The sequence below is a fragment of the Sphingobium fontiphilum genome (assembly GCF_014196635.1).
Classification (GTDB): domain Bacteria; phylum Pseudomonadota; class Alphaproteobacteria; order Sphingomonadales; family Sphingomonadaceae; genus Sphingobium; species Sphingobium fontiphilum.
Window position 1 is genome coordinate 219,435 of record NZ_JACIEB010000004.1, and the last position, 26,164, is coordinate 245,598.

At 67.6% G+C, this 26,164-nt stretch carries 28 protein-coding genes; 20 read left to right on the top strand and 8 right to left on the bottom strand.

Annotated features, from left to right (window positions below):
• Nucleotides 1-7: 7 nt before the first annotated feature.
• From GGR44_RS10230 to flgB, 4 genes are read right to left on the bottom strand one after another with little or no spacing between them, the layout of a single operon-like run.
• A complete protein-coding gene (locus tag GGR44_RS10230) occupies nt 8-844 on the bottom strand; it encodes a flagellar hook-basal body complex protein (protein WP_183955478.1) in 837 nt (278 codons plus the stop codon).
• Nucleotides 845-877: 33 nt separating this feature from the next.
• Nucleotides 878-1,534, bottom strand: a complete 657-nt coding sequence (locus GGR44_RS10235; RefSeq protein WP_183955479.1) for a flagellar hook assembly protein FlgD — start codon at nt 1,532-1,534, stop codon at nt 878-880.
• On the bottom strand, nt 1,531-1,941 hold the full coding sequence (gene flgC, locus GGR44_RS10240) for a flagellar basal body rod protein FlgC (protein ID WP_183955480.1): 411 nt from the start codon (nt 1,939-1,941) through the stop codon (nt 1,531-1,533). The genes GGR44_RS10235 and flgC overlap by 4 nt, the downstream gene beginning before the upstream one ends.
• Nucleotides 1,942-1,943: 2 nt before the next feature.
• Nucleotides 1,944-2,306 (bottom strand): flagellar basal body rod protein FlgB, encoded by a 363-nt coding sequence (flgB, locus tag GGR44_RS10245; protein WP_183955481.1) that lies wholly within the window; start codon nt 2,304-2,306, stop codon nt 1,944-1,946.
• Between the two features lie 262 nt (nt 2,307-2,568).
• Here flgB and GGR44_RS10250 point away from each other — a divergent pair, with 262 nt between their 5' ends.
• From GGR44_RS10250 to GGR44_RS10285, 8 genes are all read left to right on the top strand, one after another.
• Nucleotides 2,569-3,237 (top strand): MotA/TolQ/ExbB proton channel family protein, encoded by a 669-nt coding sequence (locus GGR44_RS10250; protein WP_183955482.1) that lies wholly within the window; start codon nt 2,569-2,571, stop codon nt 3,235-3,237.
• Nucleotides 3,234-3,719 (top strand): flagellar motor protein MotB, encoded by a 486-nt coding sequence (locus GGR44_RS10255; protein ID WP_183955483.1) that lies wholly within the window; start codon nt 3,234-3,236, stop codon nt 3,717-3,719. The genes GGR44_RS10250 and GGR44_RS10255 overlap by 4 nt, the downstream gene beginning before the upstream one ends.
• Before the next feature lie 65 nt (nt 3,720-3,784).
• Nucleotides 3,785-4,336, top strand: coding sequence for a flagella basal body P-ring formation protein FlgA (locus tag GGR44_RS10260; RefSeq protein ID WP_183955484.1), 552 nt, complete (start codon nt 3,785-3,787; stop codon nt 4,334-4,336).
• Nucleotides 4,337-4,383: 47 nt separating this feature from the next.
• Nucleotides 4,384-4,668 (top strand): flagellar biosynthesis anti-sigma factor FlgM, encoded by a 285-nt coding sequence (flgM, locus tag GGR44_RS10265; protein ID WP_183955485.1) that lies wholly within the window; start codon nt 4,384-4,386, stop codon nt 4,666-4,668.
• 8 nt (nt 4,669-4,676) lie between these two features.
• Entirely contained in the window at nt 4,677-4,985 is a 309-nt protein-coding gene (locus GGR44_RS10270) for a hypothetical protein (RefSeq protein WP_183955486.1), read from the top strand.
• Between the two features lie 90 nt (nt 4,986-5,075).
• Nucleotides 5,076-5,903: a lysozyme family protein gene (locus GGR44_RS10275; protein ID WP_183955487.1), complete on the top strand. Its 828-nt coding sequence runs from the start codon at nt 5,076-5,078 to the stop codon at nt 5,901-5,903.
• A gap of 9 nt (nt 5,904-5,912) precedes the next feature.
• Nucleotides 5,913-8,033, top strand: a complete 2,121-nt coding sequence (gene flhA / locus GGR44_RS10280; RefSeq protein ID WP_183955488.1) for a flagellar biosynthesis protein FlhA — start codon at nt 5,913-5,915, stop codon at nt 8,031-8,033.
• A gap of 15 nt (nt 8,034-8,048) precedes the next feature.
• A complete protein-coding gene (locus tag GGR44_RS10285) occupies nt 8,049-8,786 on the top strand; it encodes a FliA/WhiG family RNA polymerase sigma factor (RefSeq protein WP_183955489.1) in 738 nt (245 codons plus the stop codon).
• A 3-nt stretch (nt 8,787-8,789) separates the two neighbouring features.
• Here GGR44_RS10285 and mdoH read toward each other — a convergent pair whose 3' ends face one another.
• The 4 genes from mdoH to GGR44_RS10305 all read right to left on the bottom strand — a co-directional run bounded on the left by mdoH (nt 8,790) and on the right by GGR44_RS10305 (nt 13,613).
• Nucleotides 8,790-10,694: a glucans biosynthesis glucosyltransferase MdoH gene (gene mdoH, locus GGR44_RS10290; RefSeq protein WP_183955490.1), complete on the bottom strand. Its 1,905-nt coding sequence runs from the start codon at nt 10,692-10,694 to the stop codon at nt 8,790-8,792.
• Nucleotides 10,695-10,777: 83 nt separating this feature from the next.
• Entirely contained in the window at nt 10,778-12,256 is a 1,479-nt protein-coding gene (locus GGR44_RS10295; RefSeq protein ID WP_183955491.1) for an OpgD/OpgG family glucan biosynthesis protein, read from the bottom strand.
• Nucleotides 12,257-12,468: 212 nt separating this feature from the next.
• Nucleotides 12,469-13,299, bottom strand: coding sequence for a flagellin N-terminal helical domain-containing protein (locus GGR44_RS10300; protein WP_183955492.1), 831 nt, complete (start codon nt 13,297-13,299; stop codon nt 12,469-12,471).
• Between the two features lie 23 nt (nt 13,300-13,322).
• Nucleotides 13,323-13,613 carry a hypothetical protein gene (locus tag GGR44_RS10305; RefSeq protein ID WP_183955493.1) on the bottom strand — a complete coding sequence of 97 codons (291 nt, stop codon included), beginning with the start codon at nt 13,611-13,613 and terminating at the stop codon, nt 13,323-13,325.
• On the opposite strand from GGR44_RS10305, the gene GGR44_RS10310 reads away from it, so the two are divergent.
• The 12 genes from GGR44_RS10310 (at nt 13,604) to GGR44_RS10365 (ending at nt 26,142) form a co-directional block, all read left to right on the top strand.
• Nucleotides 13,604-14,848: a sigma 54-interacting transcriptional regulator gene (locus tag GGR44_RS10310; protein ID WP_183955494.1), complete on the top strand. Its 1,245-nt coding sequence runs from the start codon at nt 13,604-13,606 to the stop codon at nt 14,846-14,848. The two genes, GGR44_RS10305 and GGR44_RS10310, sit on opposite strands and share 10 nt — an antisense overlap.
• Nucleotides 14,849-14,870: 22 nt before the next feature.
• Complete coding sequence (gene fliE / locus GGR44_RS10315; protein WP_183955622.1) at nt 14,871-15,230, top strand: flagellar hook-basal body complex protein FliE; 360 nt, start codon at nt 14,871-14,873, stop codon at nt 15,228-15,230.
• Between the two features lie 3 nt (nt 15,231-15,233).
• Nucleotides 15,234-16,982 (top strand): flagellar basal-body MS-ring/collar protein FliF, encoded by a 1,749-nt coding sequence (fliF, locus tag GGR44_RS10320; protein WP_183955495.1) that lies wholly within the window; start codon nt 15,234-15,236, stop codon nt 16,980-16,982.
• Nucleotides 16,975-17,991 carry a flagellar motor switch protein FliG gene (fliG, locus tag GGR44_RS10325; RefSeq protein ID WP_183955496.1) on the top strand — a complete coding sequence of 339 codons (1,017 nt, stop codon included), beginning with the start codon at nt 16,975-16,977 and terminating at the stop codon, nt 17,989-17,991. The genes fliF and fliG overlap by 8 nt, the downstream gene beginning before the upstream one ends.
• Nucleotides 17,978-18,637: a FliH/SctL family protein gene (locus GGR44_RS10330; RefSeq protein WP_183955497.1), complete on the top strand. Its 660-nt coding sequence runs from the start codon at nt 17,978-17,980 to the stop codon at nt 18,635-18,637. The genes fliG and GGR44_RS10330 overlap by 14 nt, the downstream gene beginning before the upstream one ends.
• A complete protein-coding gene (locus GGR44_RS10335) occupies nt 18,634-19,962 on the top strand; it encodes a FliI/YscN family ATPase (RefSeq protein ID WP_183955498.1) in 1,329 nt (442 codons plus the stop codon). Before GGR44_RS10330 ends, GGR44_RS10335 begins: the two co-directional genes overlap by 4 nt.
• Nucleotides 19,959-20,387 carry a hypothetical protein gene (locus GGR44_RS10340; protein ID WP_183955499.1) on the top strand — a complete coding sequence of 143 codons (429 nt, stop codon included), beginning with the start codon at nt 19,959-19,961 and terminating at the stop codon, nt 20,385-20,387. Before GGR44_RS10335 ends, GGR44_RS10340 begins: the two co-directional genes overlap by 4 nt.
• Nucleotides 20,384-23,794 carry a flagellar hook-length control protein FliK gene (locus GGR44_RS10345; RefSeq protein ID WP_183955500.1) on the top strand — a complete coding sequence of 1,137 codons (3,411 nt, stop codon included), beginning with the start codon at nt 20,384-20,386 and terminating at the stop codon, nt 23,792-23,794. Before GGR44_RS10340 ends, GGR44_RS10345 begins: the two co-directional genes overlap by 4 nt.
• A gap of 29 nt (nt 23,795-23,823) precedes the next feature.
• Nucleotides 23,824-24,468: a flagellar basal body-associated FliL family protein gene (locus GGR44_RS10350; RefSeq protein ID WP_183955501.1), complete on the top strand. Its 645-nt coding sequence runs from the start codon at nt 23,824-23,826 to the stop codon at nt 24,466-24,468.
• Between the two features lie 191 nt (nt 24,469-24,659).
• Nucleotides 24,660-25,544 carry a flagellar motor switch protein FliM gene (locus GGR44_RS10355; protein ID WP_183955502.1) on the top strand — a complete coding sequence of 295 codons (885 nt, stop codon included), beginning with the start codon at nt 24,660-24,662 and terminating at the stop codon, nt 25,542-25,544.
• Nucleotides 25,541-25,879, top strand: a complete 339-nt coding sequence (gene fliN / locus GGR44_RS10360; protein ID WP_183955503.1) for a flagellar motor switch protein FliN — start codon at nt 25,541-25,543, stop codon at nt 25,877-25,879. The genes GGR44_RS10355 and fliN overlap by 4 nt, the downstream gene beginning before the upstream one ends.
• Nucleotides 25,879-26,142: a FliO/MopB family protein gene (locus tag GGR44_RS10365; RefSeq protein ID WP_183955504.1), complete on the top strand. Its 264-nt coding sequence runs from the start codon at nt 25,879-25,881 to the stop codon at nt 26,140-26,142. The genes fliN and GGR44_RS10365 overlap by 1 nt, the downstream gene beginning before the upstream one ends.
• Nucleotides 26,143-26,164: the final 22 nt, after the last annotated feature.

Genomic DNA, 26,164 nt, shown 5'->3' on the forward strand with positions numbered 1-26,164 from the left:
GCCAGGATCAGCGGATGTTGACGATGGTCGAGGTCAGCGTGTTCGCCGTCTCGATCGCCTTGGCGTTGGCCTGGAAGTTGCGCTGGGCCGAAATCAGCGACACCAGTTCTTCGGTGATGTCGACGTTGGAGCGTTCCAGCGCGCCCGAACGGACGGCGCCGAACAGGCCCTGGTTGCCCACGCCAAAGGTCGGGTCGCCGCTGGCCACGGTCGACACCCAATGGGCGTCGCCGCGCTGGCGCAGGCCGTCCTGCGCGTTGAAGCTGGCCATGGCGACCGCGCCCAGATAGCGGGTGGTGCCATCGGCGTAGACGGCCGAAACGATGCCCTTTTCATTGACCGCGACGCTGGTCAGTTGGACCGCGCCGGCATTGTCCAGCGTGGTCGGGATCTGAAGGTCGGTCAGCGCGCTGCTGTCGGTGGTGCTGTTGGCGGTCGGAACGCCGGTGGCCGGATCGACCGCCAGAATCTGCAGCCGCGACCCGGTGGTGTCGAGCACATAGCGGTCCTCGTCGACCGAGAAGGCGCCGTTGCGGGTGTAGCTGATCTGGCCGTCGTCGGGGCGCTTCACTGCGAAGAAGCCTTCGCCGGTGATGGCGAGGTCCAGCGTCTTGTCGGTCGTCTGGATCGTGCCCTGCGTATATTGCTGGGCGATCGACTGGACGCGCACGCCCTGGCCCGAAACCTGGCGGGTCGTCTGCATCGGCGCGGCCGAGAAGATGTCGCCGAAATTGGCGACGCTTTTCTTGAAGCCGGTCGCATCGACGTTGGCGACGTTGTTGGAAATGGTGCCGAGGCTGGCCTGGGCGCCCTTGAGACCGGAAAGCGAGACATAGAAGGACATGGTTTTACTCCCTCGTGGAAATGGTTGTGGGGTTCAGGTGAGGCTGATGGCGTCGGTCGGGCTGAACGTCCCGATCGAGGTAATGAGTTTCGACGACGATCCGTCGGCGGGCGATTGAACGGCGGCGATGGTGGCCCAGGTCGCAACCTGGCTGGTGGTCGCGCCGACGACCTTGACCTGCAGGGCTGACGAGGCGACGGTTTCGCCATTGTCGTCCTTGCCGTCCCAGTAGAAGCTGAGCGGGCCTGCATCCTGCGCGCCCAGGTCGATCGTCTTGACGACATTGCCCTCGCCGTCGAGCAACTGGATCGATGCGTCGTCGGTCGCTTCGGCCAGCGTGATCTGCCCCGCATATTGGCCGGCGGCGTCGGGGGCGGCGATGTTGGACTGCACCAGCATCGCCCGGCCGATCCAGCTCGCCGCATCGCCCAGGCGCGTGCCCGAAAGCGATTGCTTGATCTCCGCCAGCGACGCGTTCATCTCCGCGATGCCCGACGAATTGGTGATGGTCGCCATCTGCGACACCAGTTCGGCGTTGTTGACCGGTTCGAACGGATCTTGCGTCTGCATCTGCGCGGTCAGCAGGCGCAGGAAATCCTGCTGGCCCATTTCGGACTTGCCGACGCCGACATTGGCGACCGGGTTGTAGACCGACAGCCCCGCGCTGTCAGTGGCGGTGGTTGTCGTCATTTGCCGATCCTTATGGTTTCCATCATCAACGACTTGGCGGTGTTGAGGACCTGAACATTATTCTGATACATGCGGGCGGTCTCGACCATGTCGATCAGTTCCGCATTGGTGTCGACGGCCGCCTCCCACACATCGCCATTGGCGTCGGCCAGCGGATGGTTGGGGTCGTGCCTTTTGGCGGGCTGGGCGCTGGTGGTCACCACGTCGTCAACCTTGACGGTGGCGATGCCGGGCGTTTGCGTCACGCTGGTGAAGACCGGCTTCACCGCGCGATAGGCGCCTTCGGCCGTGCCCGACACGTTGCCGGCGTTGGCCATGTTGGATGCGGTGGCGTTCAACCGCACCAGTTGCGCGCTCATGGCGCGCCCGGCGATGTCGAACAGGTTCATGGGGCCGGAACCGCTCATGCTCATTCTCCCTTCAGCGCGCGGGTGATGGTGTTGAGCCGCCCTTCGAGGAACGAGAGGGTGGTGCGATATTTGACGGCGTTTTCAGCAAACAGCGTCTGTTCGGTCGACAGTTCGACGGTGTTGCCGTCCAGGCTGGGCTGCAACGGCACGCGATAGCCCATGGCGCTCTCGGCCGCAGTCTCGGCGGTCGCGCCGCCGCCCTGCTGCGTCGCGGCGGCCAGCGCCTTTTCGAAATCGATGTCGCGCGCCTTGTAACCGGGGGTCGAGGCGTTGGCGATGTTCGACGCGAGCAGGGACAGGCGCTGCGAGCGGAGCGCCAGCGCCTTTCCATGAACACCGAATAAAGCATCTTCCATCGACATTTCTTTGCGAACCCTCGCTAAAATCTCTCGGATCGCTGCCGTTCTATCGCTTGATGGCGTTCCCGGCGGGTGATCCAGCCTGATATCCGCAAGACCCGTGCCAATTTTCGTGTGCGGCGCAGATAAGCGGGAAAACGGCGCGCGAGGGCGGGTTGGACGGCCGGGTGCGGCAAGGGCGGCAATATTTTGCCGGTCCGGCGGCAACCGCTTGCCGGTCAAGGGGCCTCAGCCAAGGGGCCGGAAAAAAAGGGACTGAATGCGCATGATCGCCATGGCCAGCCAATTGTTCGACCCCCTGACGTTGGGCGTGATGATCGCGGGGCTGGTGCTGGTCGCCCTGTTTCAGAACGGATTTTCCGCCATGGGCCGCGCGCTCGCCGCGCTGCGCCCGCTGGTCGCCGCCGATCCGCTGCGCGACCGCGACGCCGCGCGCCGGGCGATGCTGAAGATCGACCAGGTGGCGCAGTTGCGGGGCCTCTCCTGCACCGACCGGGTGAAGACCGCCAATCCCTTCCTGGCCGAAGCGGCGCGCAAGCTCGCCAACAGCGACCGGATCGAGCATTTCGAACTCTGGGCGCGCGAAAGCCTGGCCGACCGGGCGCAGCGCCATGGCGCCGCGCGCAATGTCTGGCTGTCTATCGCCGACGCCGCGCCTGCGCTCGGCATGATCGGCACGATCGTCGGCCTCATCGGCATGTTCGCCGCCATGGATGATCCCGCGAAAATGGGTCCGGCGATGGCGCTCGCCCTGCTCACCACCCTTTATGGCGTGGTCATCGCCAACATCCTCGCCGCGCCCGTCGCGCAGCGGCTTTCCGACCTTTCGGAGGCCGAACTGGCCTGGCAGCAGGAGGTGATCGAGCGGATGCTGGCCATCGCCCGCCGCGAAAATGCGCCCGCGCGCCGCGCCGCGATCCGCGAAGTGGCATGAGCGCCACGCTCGCCTCCCGCCGCCGCAGTCGATGGGCGATCAGCTTTGCCGATTTGCTGCTGTTGCTGCTTGGCTTTTTCGTGATGCTTTACGCCAGCGGCCAGCGGCGCGACGCCCTGCTGGCCGGGGTCAGCCGCCAGTTTGGCGGACGGCCGATGGCGCGGGCGGTGGAGGTGCGCGCCGCCGAACTCTTCGCGCCGGGTGAAGCGATGCTGACCCCCGCCGGGCGCGCCCGCATCGCGCGCATCGCCGCCCTGGTCGGCCGCGACGGCGCGGAAGTGCAGAGCCATGGCAGCGACGCCGCGCGGGAGCGGTTCGATGACTGGGATCTGGCCGCCGCCCGTCTGGGGTCGGTGGCGCGGGCCTTGCGCGCGGCTGGCGTGCCGGGCGACCGGCTGGTCATTCGCGGGCTGGACCAGGGCGACGGGCAGGGCGGAAAGGGGCAGGTGATCCGCATCGCCCCGGCTTCCGGGGCGCAGTGATGCGCCATATTGGCACAATATTTGCTTAATTTGGGGAAACGCCTTTCGCCTATCAGGAGCCAGCGATGACCCGAACCATGCCGATCGCCCTTGCCGCCGCGCTGGGCCTTCTTGCCCAGCCCGCGCTGGCGCAGCAGAAATTCGAGAATCTGGACAGGATCGACAGCCTCGTCGCGATGACCGTCGGCGCCAATCTGGGCGAACCGGGCGGGCCGCGCGCGCCGGTGGACCGCCGCCTGCGCCTGGCCGCCTGCCCGACGACGCCTTCGGTCGAAGGGCCGGTGTTCGGCGCGGCGATGGTGAAGTGCGAGGCGCTGGGCTGGCGCATTCGCGTGCCGCTGGTCGCGGGGGCCGCCGCTGCCGCATCCGGCCCGGTTGCGCGCTATGCGCCGGCCGCCGCGCGCCCGGCGCAGAAGGAAGCGGTCGTGAAGAAAGGCGATCCGGTCCAGTTGACCGCCGGCAATTCCAGTTTCGAAGTGTCGCGCGTGATGATAGCGGATGAGGATGGCGCCATCGGCGAAACCATCCGGGTGCGCGAAGACAAAAGATCGACGCCGATTTTCGCGCAGGTCGTCGATATGGGAATTGTTCGCATTCCCGGATTTAAGGATTTTTGAACGCATCCGTATTTAGTCTGGTGCGGGACGAGTGAAGGAATGCAGTGATGATCAAGTCAGTCGGCCAGAATATCGGCGCCGCCATCGAGGCGGGACGCTTGCGCGAAGGCGGCAAGACCCGTGCATCCTCCACGGCGACGGGTGCATCCGCCGTGACGGCATCTTCGGAAACCTCGGCCAGTCCCGCCGCGCGCATGGCGGCCGAAGGCGCGCCGGTCGACATGGATCGCATCGCCGCGATCAAGGCGGCCATCGCGTCGGGCAATTATCCGGTCGATCCCGCCGCGATTGCCGATCGCATGCTGGCGCTCGACCTGCCCGCCGCGAACTGACAGCCCTTATGACTCAGGGCGCAGCGATGATCGACGACATGGCCGTTGCGGCCGATGCGTTGCGCCGCGCGCTCGACAGCCAGGACGTCGCCGCCATCGAATCCGCCGCGATTCGCCTTGATCACGCCACCCGCACGGCCCGCGCCCAGGGCGCCTGGCGCGCCGATCCCGCTCTCCGCGACGCCTTGCGTTCGCTCTCGGCCGTTCTCGATTCGACCCGCGTCCGCACCCGCATCCTGTCGGATCAGGCCGCCCAGCGCCTGTCGCTGCTCGCCGCCCATGGCGCCGCCACCGCGCCGCTGACCTACGGGCGTTAATACCAATTCGCATTTCTTGCGCCGGCGTTAACCAAATATTGGCACGTCGCGCGCTCTAATCGTCCCCGGTACCACAGGGGACAGATTTTCATGTCGGCTTCATATGCGGACATCGCTTCATTGGGGAGCAGCGGCGGCACCGCCAATCGCGTGACCAACGCGATCGCCATGGCGAGTCGCCGAACCGGCGTCGATTTCGCCTATCTGCTGGGGCAGGCGAAGATCGAAAGCAGCCTCAACCCCACCGCCCGCGCGTCGACATCGTCCGCGACGGGCCTTTATCAGTTCATCGACCAGAGCTGGCTCGCCGTTGTCGACAAGCATGGCGGCGAATATGGACTTGGCTGGGCCGCAGACGCGATCAGCCGGGGCAGCAATGGCCGCTATTATGTCGCCGATCCGGATTTGCGGCAGCAGATCCTCGACCTGCGCAAACATCCCGAAACCGCGTCGGTCATGGCCGCCCAACATGCCGCCGACAACAAGGCGACGCTGGAGAGCAAGCTGGGCCGTCAGGCCGAATCGGTCGATCTTTACCTCGCCCATTTTCTGGGCGTGGGCGGCGCGTCGAAATTCCTGGCGGTGCATGACCGCGCGCCCGGCGCGACCGCCGCGTCGATGTTCCCGGCCGCCGCGCGCGCCAACCGCTCCATTTTCTATGACAAGCAGGGCAATGCCCGCAGCTTCGCCGACATTCGCGACCGTTTCGCCGCCAAACTGCAAAAGGGCTTCGATGCCGTGGGCGCCAATGTCCAATATGCGCAGGCGGACCTGCCGGCCAACGCCCAGACGGTGCAGCCCGCCGACTATGTCCGCATCGCGACCCAGCGGCTGGAATCGCAGACCGATTATGGCGTGTCGTTGCGGCCGCAAACCGCGCGCCTCGCCTATCTCATGCTCGCCACCCTTGGAAGGTAAGCCCATCCGATGAGTCCCGCCCAGCTCAAGACGAAGATATGGATGAACACGGCCAAGGGGGCGGTGCTGCCGCTCGCCACGCTGATGGTCGTGCTGTTCATGATGGTGCCGGTGCCTGCGATTCTGCTGGACGTGGGGTTCATCACCAACATCATGATTTCACTGGCGGTGCTGATGGTGGCGCTCAACGCCGCCAAGCCGCTCGATTTCTCCAGCTTCCCGACAGTGCTGCTGTTCGCCACCCTGTTGCGCCTCGCGCTCAACGTCGCCTCCACCCGCGTCGTGCTGGTGTCGGGGCATGAAGGGTCGGATGCGGCCGGCCATGTGATCGAGGCTTTCGGCCATTTCCTGATCGGCGGCGACTATGTCGTGGGCATTTTCGTCTTCGCCATCCTGATGATCATCAACCTGGTGGTCATCACCAAGGGCGCTGGCCGCGTGTCGGAAGTGTCCGCCCGCTTCACCCTCGACGCCTTGCCCGGCAAGCAGATGGCGATCGACGCCGACCTCAACGCCGGGCTGCTCAGCCCCGAAGAGGCCAAGCAGCGCCGACAGGATGTCGCGACCGAAGCCGATTTCTATGGCTCCATGGACGGCGCCAGCAAATTCGTGAAGGGCGACGCCGTCGCGGGCATCCTGATCCTGGTCATCAATATCGTCGGCGGCATCATTCTGGGCGTGGTCAGCCACGGCCTGTCGATGGGCGACGCCGCGCAGACCTATGTCATGCTGGCCATCGGCGACGCGCTGGTGGCGCAGATCCCCGCGCTGCTGCTGTCGATCGCGGCCGCCGCCATCGTAACCCGCGTCAAGGCGGAGGACGATCTCGGCTCGCAGATCACCGGCCAGTTCGGTTCGGCCCGCGCCTGGACGCCGGTCGCCGCCATCCTCGGCTTTCTGGGCGTGCTGCCCGGTATGCCGCACATGATCGTCCTGCCCGCCGCGGCCATCGCGGGCGGCATCGCCTGGCATCTGCGCAAGGCCGCGCAGACCAAGGCGGCCGAGCCTGAACCCGTCGCCCCGCCGCCCAACCCGGCGCAGATCGAATGGACCGACGTGTCGGACGGCGCGATATTGGGGCTGGAGATCGGCTATGGCCTGATCGCCATGGTCGACGAGCGCAAGGGCGCGCCGCTGATGGCGCGGATCACGGGCATTCGTCGCCAATTGTCGAAGGAACTGGGCTTTGTCGTGCCGATGGTGCGGGTGAAGGACAATCTGGCGCTGGAACCCAATCAATATCGCATCACCATCGCGGGCGTGGTCGTGGGCGAGGACGAGATTTTCCCCGACGATCTGCTGGCGCTCGACAGCGGCGCGCTGGAAGGCACGGTGGCGGGCCGCCCGGCCAAGGATCCGACCTTCGGCCTTGACGCGGTGTGGATCGCGCCGGCCAAGCGCAGCGAAGCGGTGGTCGCGGGCTATACGGTGGTTGATCCGCCGACGGTCGTCGCCACCCACCTCAACCAGCTCATCGCCATGAACGCCAGCGAGATGTTCGGCCTCGACGAAACCCGCAAGCTGCTCGACAATCTGAAGGACGCCGCGCCGCAACTGGTCGATGGCCTGACGCCGGGCATGCTCAGCCTCGCGCAGATTTCGGCCCTGTGCCGCGCTTTGCTGGCGGAGGGAATCGCGCTCAAGGATTTCCGCCGCATCTGCGAGGCGATGATCGACGCCGCCCGGCCGGACATGAGCCACGAGCAATTGGTCGAAGCGGTGCGCCAGCGCATCGGATCGCTCATCATCCAGGGGCTGGTGCCGGTCAAGATGCCGCTGCCCGTCATCACTCTCGACGGCGATCTGGAAGCGTTGCTGGCGCAGGCCATGCGCGTTGCGGGCGACGCCAAGCACCCCATCGAACCGGCGCTCGCCAACCGCATCATCGAAGCGGTGATCGACGCGGCCCGGCCGATCCTGGCGCAGGCGCGCAACTTCGCCATTGTCACTTCGCCCATCGCCCGGCGCGCGCTGGCCCGGCTGTTCAAGCCGCACCTGCCCGAAACGCCGGTGCTGTCCTTCCTGGAAATCCCCGACGGCAAGGCCGTGGAGGTTGTCGCCGTGGTCGGTGGCGAATCCCGGCCCCAGCCGCGCCACGACCCGCTGCCGGGCCGCGAGAAAGTCGCCTGAGGAGTCGTCTGAACGATGTTCATCAACAAGGTCACGGGGGGCGCGAACCCTAATATCTACGGCCGGCAGGCCGGGCGGGAAACGCCCGAGCAGCTCGCCCGGCGCTATATGCCGCTGGTCCGCAAGATCGCCTGGCATGTCCATGGCCGGGTATCGAGCGCGATCGAGATCGAGGACCTGCTGCAAATCGGCATGGTCGCGCTGGTCGAGGCCGCCAATGGTTTCGAGGATCGCGGCCTTGGCTTCGCCACCTATGCGCAGATGCGCGTGCGCGGCGCGATGATCGACCATCTGCGCCGCCATTCGACCCTGTGCCGCTCCGCCATGGCGCGCCGCAAGCAACTGGCGGCGACCCGGGCGAAGCTGGAACAGCGGCTGGGCCGCGCGCCGTCGGAAGCGGAAATGTCCGCCGAAATGGGGATCGAACCGGCCGACTATCGCGAAATCGCCGACAGCGCCGAAATGACCCAGCATATGAGCATGGACGAAGTCTATTCGGACCAGTCCATGTGGTTCGCCGATGTCGAGGAACGGGCTGACGACGCCATGGAGCGCGAATCGCTCAAGGCCGCGCTTGCCCAATATATCGGCGAACTGCCCCAGCGCGAGGCGCTGGTGCTGCAACTCTATTTCGTCGAGGAACTCAATCTGGAGGAAATCGGCCGGACGCTGGACATTGGCGCCGCGCGCGTATGCCAGATCAAGAAGGCCGCGCTCGACAAGCTGCGCGAGAAACTGCGCGACTGGGACTGATTTTTAACGTCGCGCCCGGTTGCGGATCAGCCGCCAGCCCCGCTCGGTCGGCGGCGCGGCCAGCACCTGATCCGGCTCGATCTGCACCCAGCGATGGCGCAGCGGCTGATAATGGGGCGTCCGCCACCACGGATCGGGCACCTGGAACAGACCCGCTTCGCGCGCCGCCATGCCCCAATCCTTGCGCGCGGTCAGCGCCATGAACAGCGGCGAGAGCATCAGGCCGACGATGATCGGCGCGATCAGCCAGGGCGAAATGCCCGCCCGCCACGCGCCCACCGCCAGCAGCGCGCCCAGCATCAGGTGATAACGGCACAGGCGCGCCGCCGACCACAGGTCAACGCCGTCGCGATCGCGGGTCTGGCCGTTCCAACTGCTCTTGCGTCCCATCAGGACCGTGGCGAGGTTCACGGTCTGCGTCACCATGGCGATCGGCGCCATCAGGATCGACAGGATGATGTCCACCGCCACGCCGCCCGACAGCCGCGCCGCGCCGCCAAAGCGGGCGCGCTGGTCGGCGTTGGACAGGGCATGGGCCAGCGCCATGACCTTCGGCCCGAACAGCATCGCTATGGTCAGCGCGATCAGGCCGCCCGCGGGCAGGACATTGTCCGCCGCCCACCATCCGGCCCAGCCGCCGCCCACCACCACCAGGATCAGCGCCAGCCACATGGGCGAGGTGATATAGGCCGATGCGCCCACCAGCAGTTGAAAGCGGCTGACCGGATGCAGGCCGCTTATCCGGGTCAGCAGCGGCACATGCTGGATATTGCCCTGGCACCAGCGCCGGTCGCGCGTCGCAAGATCGGGCAGGGAGGGCGGAAATTCCTCGAAACTATCCTCGACCAGCACCATGTGGACATGCCAGCCCCGGCGGCGCAACAGCGCGGCCTCCAGCATGTCATGGCTCATGATATGGCCGCCAAAGGGCGCGCGGCCGGGCAGTTCGGGCAGGCCGCAGCTCGACGCGAAGGCGGAAACGCGGACGATGCCGTTGTGGCCCCAGAACATGCCTTCCGATCCCGCCCACCAGATCATCCCGGCTGACGCGACCGGGCCATAGAGGCGATTGGCGAATTGCTGCCAGCGGGCGAACAGGGTGGCGGCGCCCACCACTTCGGGAATGGTCTGAATGAGGCCGACCTGCGGGTGGCGTTCCATCTCGACCGCCAGCCGGGCCATGGTCTGCCCGCTCATCAGGCTGTCGGCGTCCAGCACGATCATATGATCGAAGCCGCCGCCCCAGCGCCGCACCCAGTCCGCGATATTGCCCGGCTTGCGGGCGATGTTCTGCGTGCGGCGGCGATAATATACGGGCAGGGTGAAGGAGCCGCGCAGTTCGTCGAACAGCCTTTCTTCACCCGCGCCATTTTCGGCGCTGGAATCCGACAGGATGAAGAACGCGAAGTCGTCTTTGCCCGCAAGCTGCGCGAGGGATCGTTCCATCATCGACAGGCGGCCGAACAGGCCCACAACATCCTCATTGCAGATCGGCATTAGAATCGCGGTGCGGCTGGCCAGCGGCCCGACGGGCGGCAATTTGCGCCGTGGCTGGCCCGCGTTCATCGCCAGCAGCAGGAAGCCGACGAGGCTGGTGGCGAAGCCGAAGGCGATCCAGGCGAACAGCGGCAGGAACAGGGCCATATACAGCCCCTCCCAGGCGGTCAGCCCGTCCTGGCCGATCGCGTCGTAAAGCGCATGGGCGGCAAAAGCGGCTGGCAGCAGCGCCAGCAGGATCACCAGCGCGCGCCGGGCGACCAGACCGGGCGTCGACGAGGAAGCGAGCGGGCGCTGCGGTCGCGCGCTGAAATCCTGTATCGGCATGGCCATGGGCGTTTCCGGGGGCATGCGGCCAATGGCGAGACCGGCCCGCGCGCCGGACAAACGCGCTGTTGCATTACGGTTCATTACAGACCTGACATAGTGACCCTAGGCGCTTCAAAACCACGGGGGTAGAGTTTCGTTCCTTGCACTGCGGCAAAACGCGCGGTTCAGGCGTCGACCCGATAATGGGCCATTTCGCTGATGGCGGCGCCTGACCTTCGCAATTGCGCTCTGACGCCGACCGCCGGGGCGTCGGGACGCAGGTCGATGACGGCGCGATACAGGCCCGGCTGGCCGATGACCGGATAGGCGGCCTGCTTCACCACCCTTCCGCCATCAAGTTCGCACCACAGATCGGGCTTTGCGCCGTCCGGCAAACCGGCAAAGTCGAACAACAGTCGCTCGACCCGGTCGCCTTCGCCCCGGCCGCGCCAGACATTGGCCAGCCGGGCGACCGCGATGGCGGGTTCGCCCGATGTCCAGTCCAGCCGATAGGCGGCGTCGATCCGGCGGCCGGGCGTGGCGGGGGCGGCCGGCGTCCAGTAAGCGACCACATTGTCCGTATATTCGCTGTCGGTCGGAAACTCATAGAGCCGCACATCGCCTGCGCCCGTTGGCGCGGCGGGCGTCGCCCACAGTGACGGGCGCTTGTGATAGAAGACGCCGTCATCCTGATAATGGTCGAAATTCCGGTCGCGCTGGATCAGGCCGAAGCCGCGCGGTGATGGTTCGGCAAAGACCGAGACATGGGGCGCGCGCGGATTGACCAGCGCCCGGGCATGGGCCGCGCCATCGGCGGAACGGATGGCCAGCGTATCGGAATCGTGGATTTCCGGCCGCCAGTCGGTCGCCGCATATTTGGCGTTGGCCTGATCGTACCAGAACATGCTGGTCATCGCCATCAACCCCAGTTCGCGGATGGCGCGGCGGGGGAAGAGGGCGGCGGTCACATCCTGATGCACGCCATCCCTGTCGAGCGAACAGACGAACCGGAATGCCCCGGTGATCGACGCCCCGTCCAGCAACGCATGGACGATCAGGCGGCCGGGACCGCCATGTTCCAGCCAAAATGTCGTGAAGCGCGGAAATTCCTCGCCGCCCACGCTGCTGTCGATGGCGACGGCGCGGGCGGACAGACCATATTGCCGCTCCGCGCCCGCCGCGCGGAAATAGCTGGCGCCCAGGAACGACAGCCAGTCGGCGTCACGCGCCCGGTTCATCACGCGGAAACCGGCAAAGCCCGCACCGGTCCCAAGGGCCGCCACCGCATTGCCCGCGGGCGCGTCGAACATGGCGGGATCATAGGCGAGGGGGCGGGCCAGCCCCCCTTCCACGACATGGATGGTCACGGGTTCGGGCGCGGATCGGCTGAGCGGGAAGAAGCGGATGCCGACATCGTCGCCCCGTTCGTTCCACAGCGTGCGGTCGTCGCGGAAGCGCGCGGCGTGCAGCGCATCATAGTCGACCCGTTGCGCGCCGGGATGGGGTGGCGCGGGCGCGAAGGGGCGGACCGCCAATCGCTGCGCCATCGCCACCAGCCCGTCCCAGTCAAACCGCTGGCCCGGGCTCGCCGCTCGCAATGCGGCGGGCGCGATCAGGGCGGCGGCGCTGGCGGCGATCATCGCGCGTCGGTCGATTGGCGTCATCGGCCCGTCATTGGGGCGTCGCCGTCGCAATTCAATGGGCGCGCTCGCCAAATGCGATGAAGCCCCCGCCCGGGGGGACGGAGGCTTCTCTTTGGGCTGGCCGTTCGATCGAAGGTGATGCCCCCGGCGCGGTGGGGACTGTTGATGCGCCGGGGGCGTCATGGTCGGCTGGCGGTGACCAATACCTCAGCCTTCCATTTCCGTTGCGCCGATTAGGAGATCAGCTTCATCACGCCCTGCTGCGACTGGTTCGCCTGGGCGAGCATCGCGGTCGACGCCTGGCTCAGGATCTGCTGCTTGGCGAGGGCGGTCGTTTCAGCCGAGAAGTCGGCGTCTTCGATCCGGCTGCGGGCGTCGGACAGGTTGGCGACGTTCGCGGTCAGGTTGTTGATCGTCGATTCGAGGCGGTTTTGCACGGCGCCGAGGTCGGCGCGGCTGGTCGAAACCACGCCGATGGCGGTGTCGAACAGGTCAAGGTCGGCGCTGGTCGCGGTCGACAGGTCGATCGTCGAAGCGGTTGCGCCGACAATGGCGCCAATGTCGGCGTCGCCCAGCAGGTCGTCGAGCGTGATGTCGATGGTGTCGCTGGAGTTGGCGCCGGCCTGGATTGTCACCGTCGCGGCCGAACCGTCGAACAGCTTGGTGCCGTTGAATTCGGTGTTGGTCAGCGTGTCGGTGATCTGCGTGGACAGCTGGTCCATTTCCGACTGGATGTTGGCGATGGCGTCGGTGTCGTTGGTGCCGTTCAGCGCCTGGACGGTCAGTTCGCGCATACGCTGCATCATGTTCGATATTTCGCCCAGCGCGCCTTCCGCCGTCTGCGCCAGGCTGATGCCGTCATTGGCGTTGCGGATGCCCTGGGTCATGCCCTTGATCTGCGAAGTCATGGTGGCGGCGATGGCGAGGCCGGCGGCGTCGTCCTTCGCGCTGTTGATGCGCTTGCCGGTCGACAGGCGTTCCATCGACACCTGCAGCGACTTGCTGGCCATCGTGGAAGCATTGGCCGCACGCAGCGCCGACGAGTTGGTTCCGATAACAGTCATGGTGTTCCCTTTCCCTTCACTACTCAGGTCGCCGCCATGTGGCTGCTGCGGCCTCGTAGGGGGAAAACGGCGCGGCGCGGATTTGCTTTAATCCCGCCAGTCATTTTTTCTTCACGGAGCTGGAAAATCGCGGATTGCAGCCATTTCCGCAAATTTTGCCGCTCCAGGCGGAAGAAAATTGCCGCTGCCCGGCAAGGGCTTAACGAAATTAACCAGATGCTAACCACGAAGGCGCAGATTGTTCCCATCGAAGGGGTCTGGGGCGTGCGGGGGCACAAACCGGCCACAAAATTGGGGACCAACCATGTCGTCATTGGACATGAGCCGCCATCTGTGCGCCCTGTTGCCGGGGTTGCAGCACTGGCTGGAAAACGGCTTTCACCCGATCCGGGTGGTCGAAGCGGATGCGCCGCGTGAAAAAAACGCCATGCGCCTGTTGCTGGCGGAGGAAATCGCCAACGCCACCCATCGCGACATCATCGTGGAGGTGCGCCGGGGCGCGCCGACGATGATCGCGGCGGCCAATGGCATGCCTGCGCGCGTCGCCTTCGGCCTGGAGGACATGGGCTTCGCCTTTGCGCTGATCGCTGAACTCGCCCGCCCCGCCATGGTGCCCGCCGTCGGCGACGCCGCCAGCGCGCGGCTGATGACGCTGGCCGGGCGCATCGCGCGCAGCGACGCCACCGTGCTGATCCAGGGCGACACCGGCACCGGCAAGGAGGGCATGGCGCGCTTCCTGCACCTGCAATCGGGCCGCTCCACCCATGATTTCATCGCCGTCAATTGCGCGGCGCTGCCCGAAACCATGATGGAAGCGATGCTGTTCGGCCATCGCAAGGGCAGCTTCACCGGCGCGGCCAATGCGTCGGAGGGGCTGTTCCTGGCGGCCGACGGCGGCACCTTGTTTCTCGACGAAATCGCCGAACTGCCGCTGGCGCTTCAGGCCAAGCTGCTGCGCGCCCTTCAGGAAGGCGAAGTGCTGCCGGTGGGCGCGACCCATCCGGTGCCGGTCAATGTCCGCATCATCGCCGCGTGCAACCGCGATCTGGCCGCCGAATGCGCGGCCGGGCGGTTCCGCGAAGATCTTTACTGGCGGCTCAACGTCATGCCGCTCGAACTGCGGCCGCTCGCCGAACGGCGCGGCGACATCGCCGCCATCGCCGCCGCCATCCTGCTGCGCCAGCCCGACGCCTTCGCCTGGCCGACCGCCGCCGCGATGGACAAGCTGGCCGCCCATGGCTGGCCGGGCAACGCCCGCGAACTGGGCAATGTGCTGCAACGCGCGCTGGTGCTGCGCGAAGGCGAACGGATCGAGGCGGAAGACCTGCATATCGCCGGCGCGCCGTCATTGCGCGTCGTGGCGCCCGCCGCCGCGCCATCCGCCACCGTCGCGCTGAAAGATGTCGCCCGCCTGTCCAAGCTGGAGGCGATCCGCGCCGCGCTGCGCGAGACGGACGGCCACCGCGCCGCCGCCGCGCGGAAGCTCGGCATTTCCGAACGCACGCTGCGCTATCGGCTCGCCGAAATGCGCGAGCTGGCCGCGGCTTAAGGGGAGGGTGTAGATCATGGCGATCAACGGCGTATCCCCGACCGACAGCGTGATGGCGATCCGCGCGGCCATCCTGCAAAAGAACGCGGCGCTGCGGGATGTCGCGCAGACCGGCGGCGCGACCGACGCCGCCGCGACGAAGGGTGTCGATGGCGCAAAGCCGGGCGCCTTCACCGATGCGCTCAAATCCGCTTTGGAACAGGTCAACGGCCTCCAGAGCCAGGCGGGCGAGGCAGCCGCCTCGTTCGAACGCGGCGAAACCACCGACATCGCCGCCGTCATGCTGGCCAAGCAGCAGGCGTCGATCAGCTTTGAAGCCACGCTTCAGGTCCGCAACAAACTCCTGTCCGCCTACAAGGACATCATGAGCATGCCGGTATAAACGATGAGCGAGAACGCCCTGACCATTGACGGCGGCAAGCCCGCCCTGCCGGCCGGTCCGGCCTCCACCGCGCCCCGTGCCGGCGGCAACGGGATCGACGCGATCCGCGCCCGCTTCATGGGGTTCATCAAACAGCCCGCCGTGGCGCGCAGCCTGCCGCTGCTCGGCCTGCTGGGCGTCGTCAGCGCGGCGGCGCTCGCTTGGATGGCGCTGCGCGAACCGCCGCAGCGCGACCTGTTCCGGGGCCTGCCCGACGCCGACAAGTCGGCCGTGGCGCAGGTGCTGGACCAGAGCGGCATCCGCTATGACATGGACAATTCCGGCACGATGACCGTGGCCGAGGATGATTATTTCAAGGCGAAGATGACGCTGGCCGCGCAAGGCCTGCCCAAGAGCGCGCCCGACGGCAACAGCATGATCGACAGCCTGCCGATGGGGGCATCGCGCGCCGTGGAAGGCGAAAAGCTGCGCTCCGCCCGCGAAACCGACCTCGCCCGCACCATTGAACAGATCGACTCGGTGGAAAGCGCCAAGGTGCATCTGGCCGTCGAGCCGCCCAGCGTCTTCCTGCGCGACCGCGCCAAGCCTTCGGCCTCCGTCATGCTGCGCCTCGCCAGCGGCCGGACGCTGACCGACGAACAGGTCAGCGCCATCGTCCACCTCGTCGCCTCGTCCATTCCCGAACTCAGCCCCGACCAGATTTCGGTGGTCGACCAGAATGGCCGCCTTTTGAGCGACAATGACAGCAACAGCGCCGATGATCGTCAGCTGGCGGTGCAGAACCGGATCGAGGACCGCTATCGCCGCTCGCTGGTCGCGCTGCTGACCCCGATCCTGGGCGCCGACAAATTCTCGGCCGAGGTTCATGCCGAACTCAATTTCGCCGAGCGGCAGGCGACCCGCGAAACCTATCCGCAGGACGAGGCGCGGCTGCGCACCGAACAGGGCACCTGGGCGTCCGACCCGCGCGGTCAGGGCGCGGGCGAAGCCAGTGGCATCCCAGGCGCGCTGTCCAACCAGGCGCCCGTCAACCCCACCGTCACCCAGACCAACCCCAATGGCCAGGCCGTGCAGCAGGGGCAGGCCGCGGCGCAACAGCCCGGCACGCCGCCCAATCCGCTGATGAAGACGGAGGAAACCTTCAACCGCAGCTTTGAACTGGGCCGCGAAGTCAGCGTCACCCGCGACGCCGTGGGCACGGTGCAGCGCCTGTCGGTCGCCGTGGCGCTGGACAATGGCCCGGACGGCAAGCCCCGCTCCGCCGCCGAAATCGCGGCGCTGGAGGCGCTGGTCAAGGGCGCGGTCGGCTTCGATCAGGCGCGCGGCGACGTGGTCGCGCTGTCCTCGCGCAGCTTCGCCAGGCCCGCCGAGATCGCCCCCCTCTGGTATGAGGCAAGCTGGGTCGCGCCGCTCGCCCGCAACGGTTCGGCGCTGCTCGTCGCGCTGCTGCTGATCTTCGGCATCGGCCGCCCGCTGCTCAAGCGCCGCGCCGCCATGCAGGAGGCTGCCGCCGCCGAAAAGGCCGCAGAGGGCCAGCGCATCGGCCGCGAAATCTCGCAGGAACTGACTCGCGCAGCGCCCGAGGCGCCTGACCCGGAACGGCCGGTCACGCTCGACATGATCTCGTCGACCTATGACTATGCCCAGCGCGCCGACCTTATCCGCAATTTCGTCAAGCAGGATCCCGATCGCGCCGCCCTGGTGGTCCGCGACCTTCTGAAGGACAACAAGAAGGAAAAGGAAAATGCCTGAGATCGTCCCCGGACGGCCGGAGGCGCTGAAGGGCAGCGCCGCCGCCGCCGTCCTGCTGATGTTGTTCAACGAGGACGAAGCCGCGCAGATCCTGGCCCGGCTGGAGCCCGACGAGGTCCGCCAGCTTGGCTACGCCATGTATGACGTCGCCGATGTCGAGCCCGAAGAGGTGAACGAGGCGCTCGATCATTTCGTCACCAAGGCGAAGAAGCGCACCACCATCGGCTATGGCGCGACCCGTCATATTCGCGGCGCCATGACCAAGGCGCTGGGCGAGGAGCGCGCGGAAACCATCCTGGCGCGCATCACTCCGCCTACGCGCTCGACGCAGCTTGAAATGCTCAAATGGATGGACGCGAAGGAGGTCGCGGCGCTGATCGAGGCGGAGCACCCGCAGATCATGGCCATCGTGCTCGCCCATCTGGAGGCGCCGGTCGCCGCCGACGTGCTGCAATTGCTGCCCGCCGACATGCAGGAGGACATCATCTATCGCATCGCCACGCTTGGCCCGGTGTCGAACGATGCGCTCGATGACCTCGAACAACTGCTGCTGCGCGGGTCGCCCAAGAAACAGGGGGCTGCGTCGCAGCGCGGCGGCACGATCGAGGCGGCGGCGATCATGAACAATGTCCGCAAGGACAATGAACAGCGCATCATCAAGGCGATTTCCAAGCGCGACAAGATCATCGCCCAGACCATCGAGGAGGAAATGTTCGTCTTCGACAACCTCATCGACATGGACGACAAGAATCTGGGCACGCTCATGCGCACCGTCGACAGTTCGATCCTGGTGGTCGCATTGAAGGGCGCGAACGACATGCTGCGCGGCAAGATCTTCAGCTGCATGTCCGCCCGCGCGGCCCAGGCCATCGCCGACGAGATCGAGGAGCGCGGGCCGATCCGCCTCGCCGAAGTGATCGACGCGCAGAAACTCATCATCGCCACCGCCCGCCGCATGGCGGACGCCGGCACCATCATGCTGGGCGGCAAGGGGAATGATTTTGTCTAGGGTCTGGGACGCCGACGAGGCGCAGGAGGCGAGCAGCGTCGGCCTGTCGTCCATGCGCGAGGCAGGCTTTGGCGGCGGCGCGTTCCGCAGCCTTTACACCGCGCCCCCCGCGCAGGCGACCGCCAGGCTGCGCGGCGAAACGGCGATGCCGGTCGAACCCAGCCCGATGGACCTTATCGAACAGGCGCGGATCGAGGCGTTCACCCAGGGTTTTGACGAAGGCTGCCGCGTCACCCGTGAAGCGGGCGAGGCGCAGGACGCCGCCCGCGATCGGCTGGCGCAGGCCATGGAAATGCTGGCCCCAGCGCCCAGCGGCACATTGTCGACCATGTTGTCGGCCGCCGTCATTCGCCTCGTCGAACAGATTGTCGGCGAAGTCGCCGTCGACGCCGATCTGCTGCGTCAGCGGTGCGACAGCGTCGCCGCCTTCATCGACGAGAATGAGGGCAAGAGCGCCCTGCACCTGCATCCCGACGACATGCCGTTGATCGAAGGCATCGCGCTCGACGCCCGGATCGTGCCGGACGCGACCCTGAAGCGCGGCTGCGTGCGGCTCGACACCGCCGATGGCTGGGTGGAGGACGGGCCGGACGTGCGCCTGTCCCGCCTGCGCGCGATGCTCGACGACATGGAGGGCCGGGCATGATCCGCGCCCAGATCGCCCAGGCGGAAACGCTGTTCGACCATCTACAGGTGCACAGCCGCCTGCCGCGCCATGTCGGTCGGCTGGTCAGCCATGATGCCGGGATGCTGGAAGTCACCGGCTTCCGCCGCCCCATTGGCGCTGGCGCGCGGGTGATCGCCAGCGACGGCACCATCGCGCGGGCGGAGGTGGCGGGCTTTCGCGGCGACCGTACGCTGCTGGTGCCGCTCGATTTCGACGCGCCGCTCGAAAATGGCGCACGCGTCGAACCCGACAGCCAGGCGAACATGGTGCAGGTCGGCGATGGCCTCATCGGCCGGGTGATCGACGCCATGGGCCAGCCGCTCGACCGCAAGGGGCCGATCATAGCCGGGGGCACATGGCCGCTGGGCGGCGTGCGCGGCAATGTGCTCGACCGGGGCCGGGTGACCGAACCCTTTGACCTCGGCGTCCGCGCCGTCAACGCGCTGCTCACCGCCGGGCGCGGCCAGCGCATCGCCATCGTCGCGGGGTCGGGCGTCGGCAAATCGGTGCTGATGGGCCAGATGATCGCCGGGGCGGAGGCCGACATCGTCGTCGCCGGCCTGATCGGCGAGCGCGGCCGCGAGGTCAGCGATTTCCTGGAGACCAAGGTCAAGGACACGATGCACAAGAGCATCGTCGTCGCCGTGCCGGCCGATCATCCCCCGGTGCTGCGCCTGCGCGCCGCCGCGCGGGCGACGGCCATCGCCGAATATTTCCGCGCGCGGGGCAAGAAGGTGCTGCTGCTGATCGACAGCCTGACCCGCTGCGCCCATGCCCAGCGCGAAATCGGCCTGGCGCTGGGCGAGCCGCCCGCGATGAAGGGCTATCCGCCGTCCGCCCTGTCGCTGATCCCCCGGCTGGTCGAGCGGGCGGGCGTGGATACGCGCACCGGCGGGTCGATCACCGCGCTCTATACCGTGCTGGCCGATGGCGACGACACCGACGATCCGATCGTCGACGCCGCCCGCGCCATTGTCGACGGCCATTATGTCCTCTCCCGCCATTTGTCGGAACAGGCGATCTTCCCCGCCATCGACATCGGCAAGTCGCTGTCGCGCGTGATGGCCGATGTGGTGCCGCCCGACCATCTCGCCGCCGCCGCCGCCTATCGCCGCCTGTGGGCCGCTTATGAGGAAAACAAGGATCTCATCCTGATGGGCGCCTATCGCCCCGGCAACGACCCGGTGATCGACGAGGCGGTGCGCCGCCGTCAGGAGGTGCTCGATTTCCTGCGGCAGGATGTGAAGAGCCGCATAGACCTTGACACCAGCTCCGACGCGCTGATCGCCGAGTTCGGCGCATGAAGGGGCTGGTTGACCGCCGCCACCGGGTGCTGCGCGTGCGCCATGTGCAGCACGCCATGTCGGTCGCCGAAACCGTGCGCGCGCAGGATGAAGCGAACAGCATCGCCCATAATGCCGAACGGCTGCGCCGGGTGCGCGCCGATCTGTTCCGCAACGAAGGCATGGCCAATGGCGCCAGTTTCGCGGCGATGCAGGAACTGGCCGGGCGGCTGGAACAGGCGGGCCGCCAGCTCGACGGCGCGCTCTACGACGCCAATCGCCGCGTGGAGCAGAAGAAGGATCTGTCGATGATCGCCAGCCGCGAGCGCGAAATCGCCGCGCGGCTCAAGGACCGCGCCCATGCGCAGCTTGAAGAATGGCGGGAAAACCGGCTGGCGGCGCTGCCCCGCTATCGCCGGATGCAAAGAACGGGGGACAGCGAGTGAATATTTTTGCGAGCCTCAAGGCCCTGTTTCAGCCTGCCGGACCGGTGGATGGCACAGCCGTCACCCGCGCGCCGGCGGGCGATGGCGACGCCGGCTTCGCCGCGATCATGGCCGGGATGGACGATGCGCCCTCGCCGCTGATGAGCGCGGCGGGAACGGTCGCGCCCGATGCGGATATGCCGGTGGCTGACACGCCGCTTGCGCCCGATGATGCGCCGGTTGCGCAGCAGCCCGCAGCCAAAGCCCCGGTTGATGTCGCAGCCAGCCTGACGCGCTTTATTCGCCGCGCGGGCGATCCGGCGCAAACCTCCGTTGCGCGGCCGCCGCTGCCCAAGCCCGATACGCCCGACCTGCCCGTCGCCGCTCCGGCCATCGCGCGCGGGGAGGATGAACCGGCGGCATCCACAACCGTCGATGCGCCGTTGACGGCGATCGACGACACGCCTGTCCGGGAGCAGCCCGTCCGGGTCGCGCCCGCCGCCCAAGCGCCGCCCCTGACCGCTGACGCACCCGTGGATGCGGCGAGCGCACAGCAGCCCGAAGCCCGCGCTTTGATGGATGGCGCCGCCAGCCTCACCCGTTTGATTCGCCGTGCGAGCGATCCGGCGCAAACCTGCGTTGCGCGGCCACCCATGGTGGAAGCCGATACGCCTGACCTCGCCGGTCCCGCGCCCGTCGCCGCTCCGTCGATTGCGCGGGGGGAGGACCAACCGGCTGCGCCTGCGCCGGTGGATGCGCCCGTGGTCGTGTTGGAGGAAACGCCCCTAGAAGCGCCGGCCGCCCGGCCTGCCGCTAGCCCTGTGTCGCCCCTTGCGGCTGCCTATGGCGAAGAGGACAGGCCCGCCGAGCCCCCGCTCGATGCCGCAGAACCCGTCGCGGCGACGCGCCAGCCCGCGCCGACACCTGCCGATCCGGCCGAACCGGTTGCGCGGCCGGCCGCCGCCCCGCATCTGCCGGAAGCGATGGCGGCTGAGGAAGCGCCGGTCGCCCGGCAGCCGATAGTTCGCCCCCTGGCCGATGCCCCGGCCTCGCCCCTGGCTCAGGCGGTTGAACCTGCGCCCGCGCCGGTGGCTCAGCCGCTGCCCATGCCGGTCGATGACATTGCGGCGTTGCCAGTGGAACCGCCCATCGCCGCCGCCCCGGCAGCAGCAGCGGCGCAGCCCGCCGCCCGGCTCGCCCGGCACCCGATGCCGATCCACGCAGCGCCGGAATATCCCTCCGTCGCAAATGATTCGCCCGCTGCGCTGGAGCCTTCGCCCAAGGCCCCGGCGGAGGCCGAAGGCGCGGACGAAAGCGATCGCCGCCCGGCGGATGAAAGCCCCGTTCAGGCGGCCGAGGCCGGCAGCCCGTCGCCTCCGGTGATTGCGGTCGTTGTTCCCGACGCTCCGGTCCCGCTCGCGCCACAGACGGCCGAATCGGTGCAGGTCCGCCCGGCCACACCCCTTGATCCGGCTACCCCCGCGCCGGTCGGCCGCGCGTCGGCCGCGCGCCTTGATCCGGTTGCCCCCGCGCCGATGGCTCCTTCGGCGGCGCACGCCGCTCCCTTTGCGCCGGTCGCCCCCGCGCCAGACGCTCCTTCGCCCGATGCGATAGCCGCTCCCCCCGCGCCGGTCGCATCGCCGCTTTCCGCGCCCGCCGCTCCTGAGGCCCAGGCTCTCGACCAGCCGCTTCCTGCCAGCGCCGATATGGTCGCCCCCGTCATCCAGCCCGGCTCCCGCGAAACCCCCGTTTCGCCCCGGCAGCGGAGCGCCATCGCCCAACCCGCGCCGCAGCGCGCTGCGACCATGGAGCTTGTGAACCAGCCCGTTCCAGCGCCAAAGGCCGCGCCCATGACGGTCGCCGCCGCGCCTTCGCCGGGGGACCGGGTCATGGCCGAAGCCCAGCCTCATTCTCCGCAGCCCGCCACGCCCCATGGCGATGCGCAAGCGGCCCCGACGCAGACTGACGCCCGTTCGGCGCGCGACGTTGCGCCCATGATCGACAACAAGGTCGCAGTCGCCGCTCGCTCGCCCGCACAAGCCAGCCCGAAGGTCGCCTTATCCCCTGCGACCGATGCCGCGCTGATGGCGCAGCGCGCCGTCAGCACGCCTGCAACGCCGGTCGCCGCCCCCGTTCAGATCGCGCAGACCATGGCTGGCCCGGTCGAGGACGCCGCGCCGCCCGCAGCGCCTGCCACGACGCCACCGGCGCAGGATCCGGCCGAGCCATTGATGGCCCCGGCGGTCGCGCCTCCCGCCGCCCCGGAGCCTGCCGGAGCAAAGGTCGCGCCCGCGCCCATCGGCGATGTCAGCGCCGCGGAGCCGTCTGCCGCCAGCGCGTTGGTCGCGCCATCGGCCGGCCCCTCGTCCGCGCCCGTCCCGGCCCGGCCGATGCAGCCGCTCACCGTTGCCCAAGCGCCGGCCAAAGCGCCCGCCAAAACGCCCGCGCCGTTGCCCGCGATCGACCGGTCGGCCCCGACGCCCGCTTCGCCGCCGATCGTTGACGCATCGCCGGCAATGCCGACGCCGGAAATGCCCGAACAGCCCGCCGAAACCCCGGTCTCGCGGGTCGAAGCCAGTCCGGCGCGCGCGCAGGGGCCGATCCGTTCGGAGGTTGTCAGCCTGCTGCAACTGGTGCGCGACCGCATGAGCGGCCGGACGGCAGCGCCCGCAAACCCGGCGCCCGCAACCCCCTTGTCCTCAACCGACAAGGTCGTCGCGACTGCCGACAGCGCCGGCCCTGCATCGGTCGCCGCCGCGCCCGTCCCGGCCATGCCGGTCGCAGCGCAGCCCGCTATGGCCGCGCCGGTCACGATCATGCCCGCCGCGCCGACGCCCGACCTCAACGCCGTGCTGACCGGGCAGGTGGTCGACATGGGCCTGGACGGCCAGTGGATCGACGGGCTGGCCCGCGACATCGCCGGTCTGGCCAGGGATGGCGCGCAGGGCCGGTTTCAGATCAACGCGCCGCACCTTGGCCCGGTCGACATCGCCATTCGTCAGGGCAGCGACGGCGCGCAGGTCACATTGGGCGTCGCCACCGAAGCCGCCGAAGTAGCGCTGAAGCAGGATAGCGACCGGTTGCGCGCCGATTCGGCGCTGTCGGCCGTCCGCATCGCCGATGTGAAGGTCGAACGGCAGGCCACATCCGCCAGCGACGGCGCGCGCGGCGATCAGGGCAGCGGTCAGAGCGCGGGGCAACAATCCTTCTCCCAACAACAGGGGGGATCGAATCAGGGCCACAACGCCCAGTCGCTGGCCCAGTCGATGGGCCAGGGCGGGGGGCAGGGCGGTCAGGGCCGCGCTCCGGGTCAGGAAAATTTCGGCGCCGCCCATAAAGCGGCGACCGATCCCGCCGTTATTAACCATGGCGATGGTGGCGAAGCGGGCGACATGACCCGAATCGCCGGCCGCGCCCGTTACGCCTGAGCGGCGGCAAATCCGGGGGACTTGATCCGATGAGTGACGAAGCCAAGCCAGCGAAGAAAAAGGGCGGCGGCATGAAGCTGGTGCTGATGCTGGTCGTCGGGCTGCTGGTCGGCGGCGGCGGCGCTGTCGGCGGCCTTTATGCCACGGGCATGTTTTCCAAGAAGGAAGAAGGCCCCAAGGAAGACCCCAACAAGCCGGTGCTGGTGCTGAAGGGCGAAAGCGCCGAGGACATCGCCAAGGCGCATGGCGGCGGCGAAGGCGGCCATGGCGGTTCGGCGTCTGCGGGCGGCGAAGCGGCCGCGCATCATCCCGCAGGCAAGGGCGAAGACCTGCCGACGCCGGGCAATCCCGCCGCTTATGAAGCGACCTATTTCCAGATTCAGGCGCCTTTCACCTCCAACATGTCGGACACCGACGCCTTCGCCCAGATCAGCGTGGCGGTGTCGACCTATTATGACATGCGGGTGATCGACGCGATCAAGGCGCATGAAATGGCGATCCGCAGCCAGGTGCTGATGATGCTGGCGCAACAGCCCGAAGCGACGCTGGCGACGCCCGAGGGCAAGCAGCAATTGCAGGGCAAGATGAAGACCATCATCAACGACGTTCTGAAACAGAAAACCGGCTATGGCGGCGTCGACAATGTCTATTTCACCAACTTTGTCATTCAGTGACATGAAATTGGCGGAAATTGGCGGATTGCTTGCCGAAAACCGGGCTGGAACAGCGACGTCGGACATGACGGGTAGGCCATGCCGCCAACGATGGCGACACCGGGGTTAACGCAAATTTTACCAGTTTCGTTATTCTATAGCCCTGCCTGAACGGTCGGGATGTCCCCCGCCCCGACAGGCAGGGGACACTGATGAACGCCATTCCATCCTTTGCCTTCGGTCGCAATGAACCGCAGGTGCCGGTTATCCTGTCGGGCATGGACCGGCTGGGCGAAAAGCTCGGCCGGCGTCTGCGCGCGATCGTCGAACCGATCGCGGGCGTGCGGCCCCTTGTCGAACCGCAATCCGCCCAGGTCATGGAATTCGCCCGCTGGGCCGCCGAAGTGCCCGCTTTCTGCTCCATCGGCTGCTATCGGGTCGCGCCCCTGAAGGGCCAGATGCTGCTGCGTTTCGACGCGACTCTGATTTCCACGCTGGTCGACTGTTTCTATGGCGGCATCGGCAACCGGCCGATGGCCGAGCGCGGCGAGTTCACGCCGACCGAGGAACGGCTGATCGCCCGGCTGTCGGATGCGCTGATGCTGCGCCTGGTCGAAAGCTGGGTCGACATCCTGCCCATCGAACCCGCGTTGATCGTGCGTGAAACCGGCGTCGGCTTTGCTTCGGCGGCGGCGTCCGACGAACAGATGGTGCTCCAGCGCTTCACCCTCACCCTGACCCGTGAACAGAGCTGGCCCGTCGACCTGCTGTTCCCGCTCGCCGCGCTGCGCGGGGTCGAACCGCTGATGGGCAATCGCGTCCATGACGACGAATGCCAGCCCGACCCGCTGTGGCAGGCGCGCATCGCCCGGCGGATGCGCGACATCCGCCTGCCCGCGCGCACCGTGCTGGCGCGTCCCAATCTTTCGCTGTCGGAACTGATGGGCCTCAAGGTCGGCGACATCATTCCCGTCAACATCGGCCGCAGCCTGCCGCTGATCGTCGGCGATCGCGTGATCGCCCACGGCACCGTCGGCGAACAGGACGGCCGCGCCGCATTCCAGATCGAAAAACTCGTACAGGGACCAGACCAATGAGCGACATGAGCGAAGCCCCCCGCGTCGAGGGCAAGGGCGAGGACAGTTTCGCGCGCCTCGCCAACAACCGGCAGTTCAAGCTGCTGGCCGACATTCCCGTCCGCATGTCGGTGGAGGTCGGTTCGACATCCCTGCGTCTGGCCGAAGTCATGGACCTTGCCGAAGGCAGCATCGTCGAACTGGATCGCCAGGCCGACGAACTGCTCGACATCATGGTCAACGGCGCGCTGATCGCCAAGGGCGAGGTGGTGACGGTGAACGGCCGCTACGGCATCCGCATCGTCGACATTGCGGCGGCCGAAACCCGGCTGGCCGGCGTCGAACGGCGTTCCTGATGCTCTGGTATTTCGTCAAGCTGCTCATCATGCTGCCGCTGGTCGGCGGCATGGCGTTCGGCGCGCTGTGGCTGTGGCGCAAATATCAGCCCGGCATGATGGCGCAGCAGGGCGACCGGATGGTCAAACTGCTGGAGGCGTTGCCGATGGGGACATCGGGCAAGCTCGCCGTCGTCGAATTTGAAGGGCGCCGCATCCTGCTGTCGGTCACCCGCGGCCGGATCGAAAAGATCGCGGAAGGCGAAACCACCCGTGCGCGCTAATCACTTCCTGATCGGCGCGGGG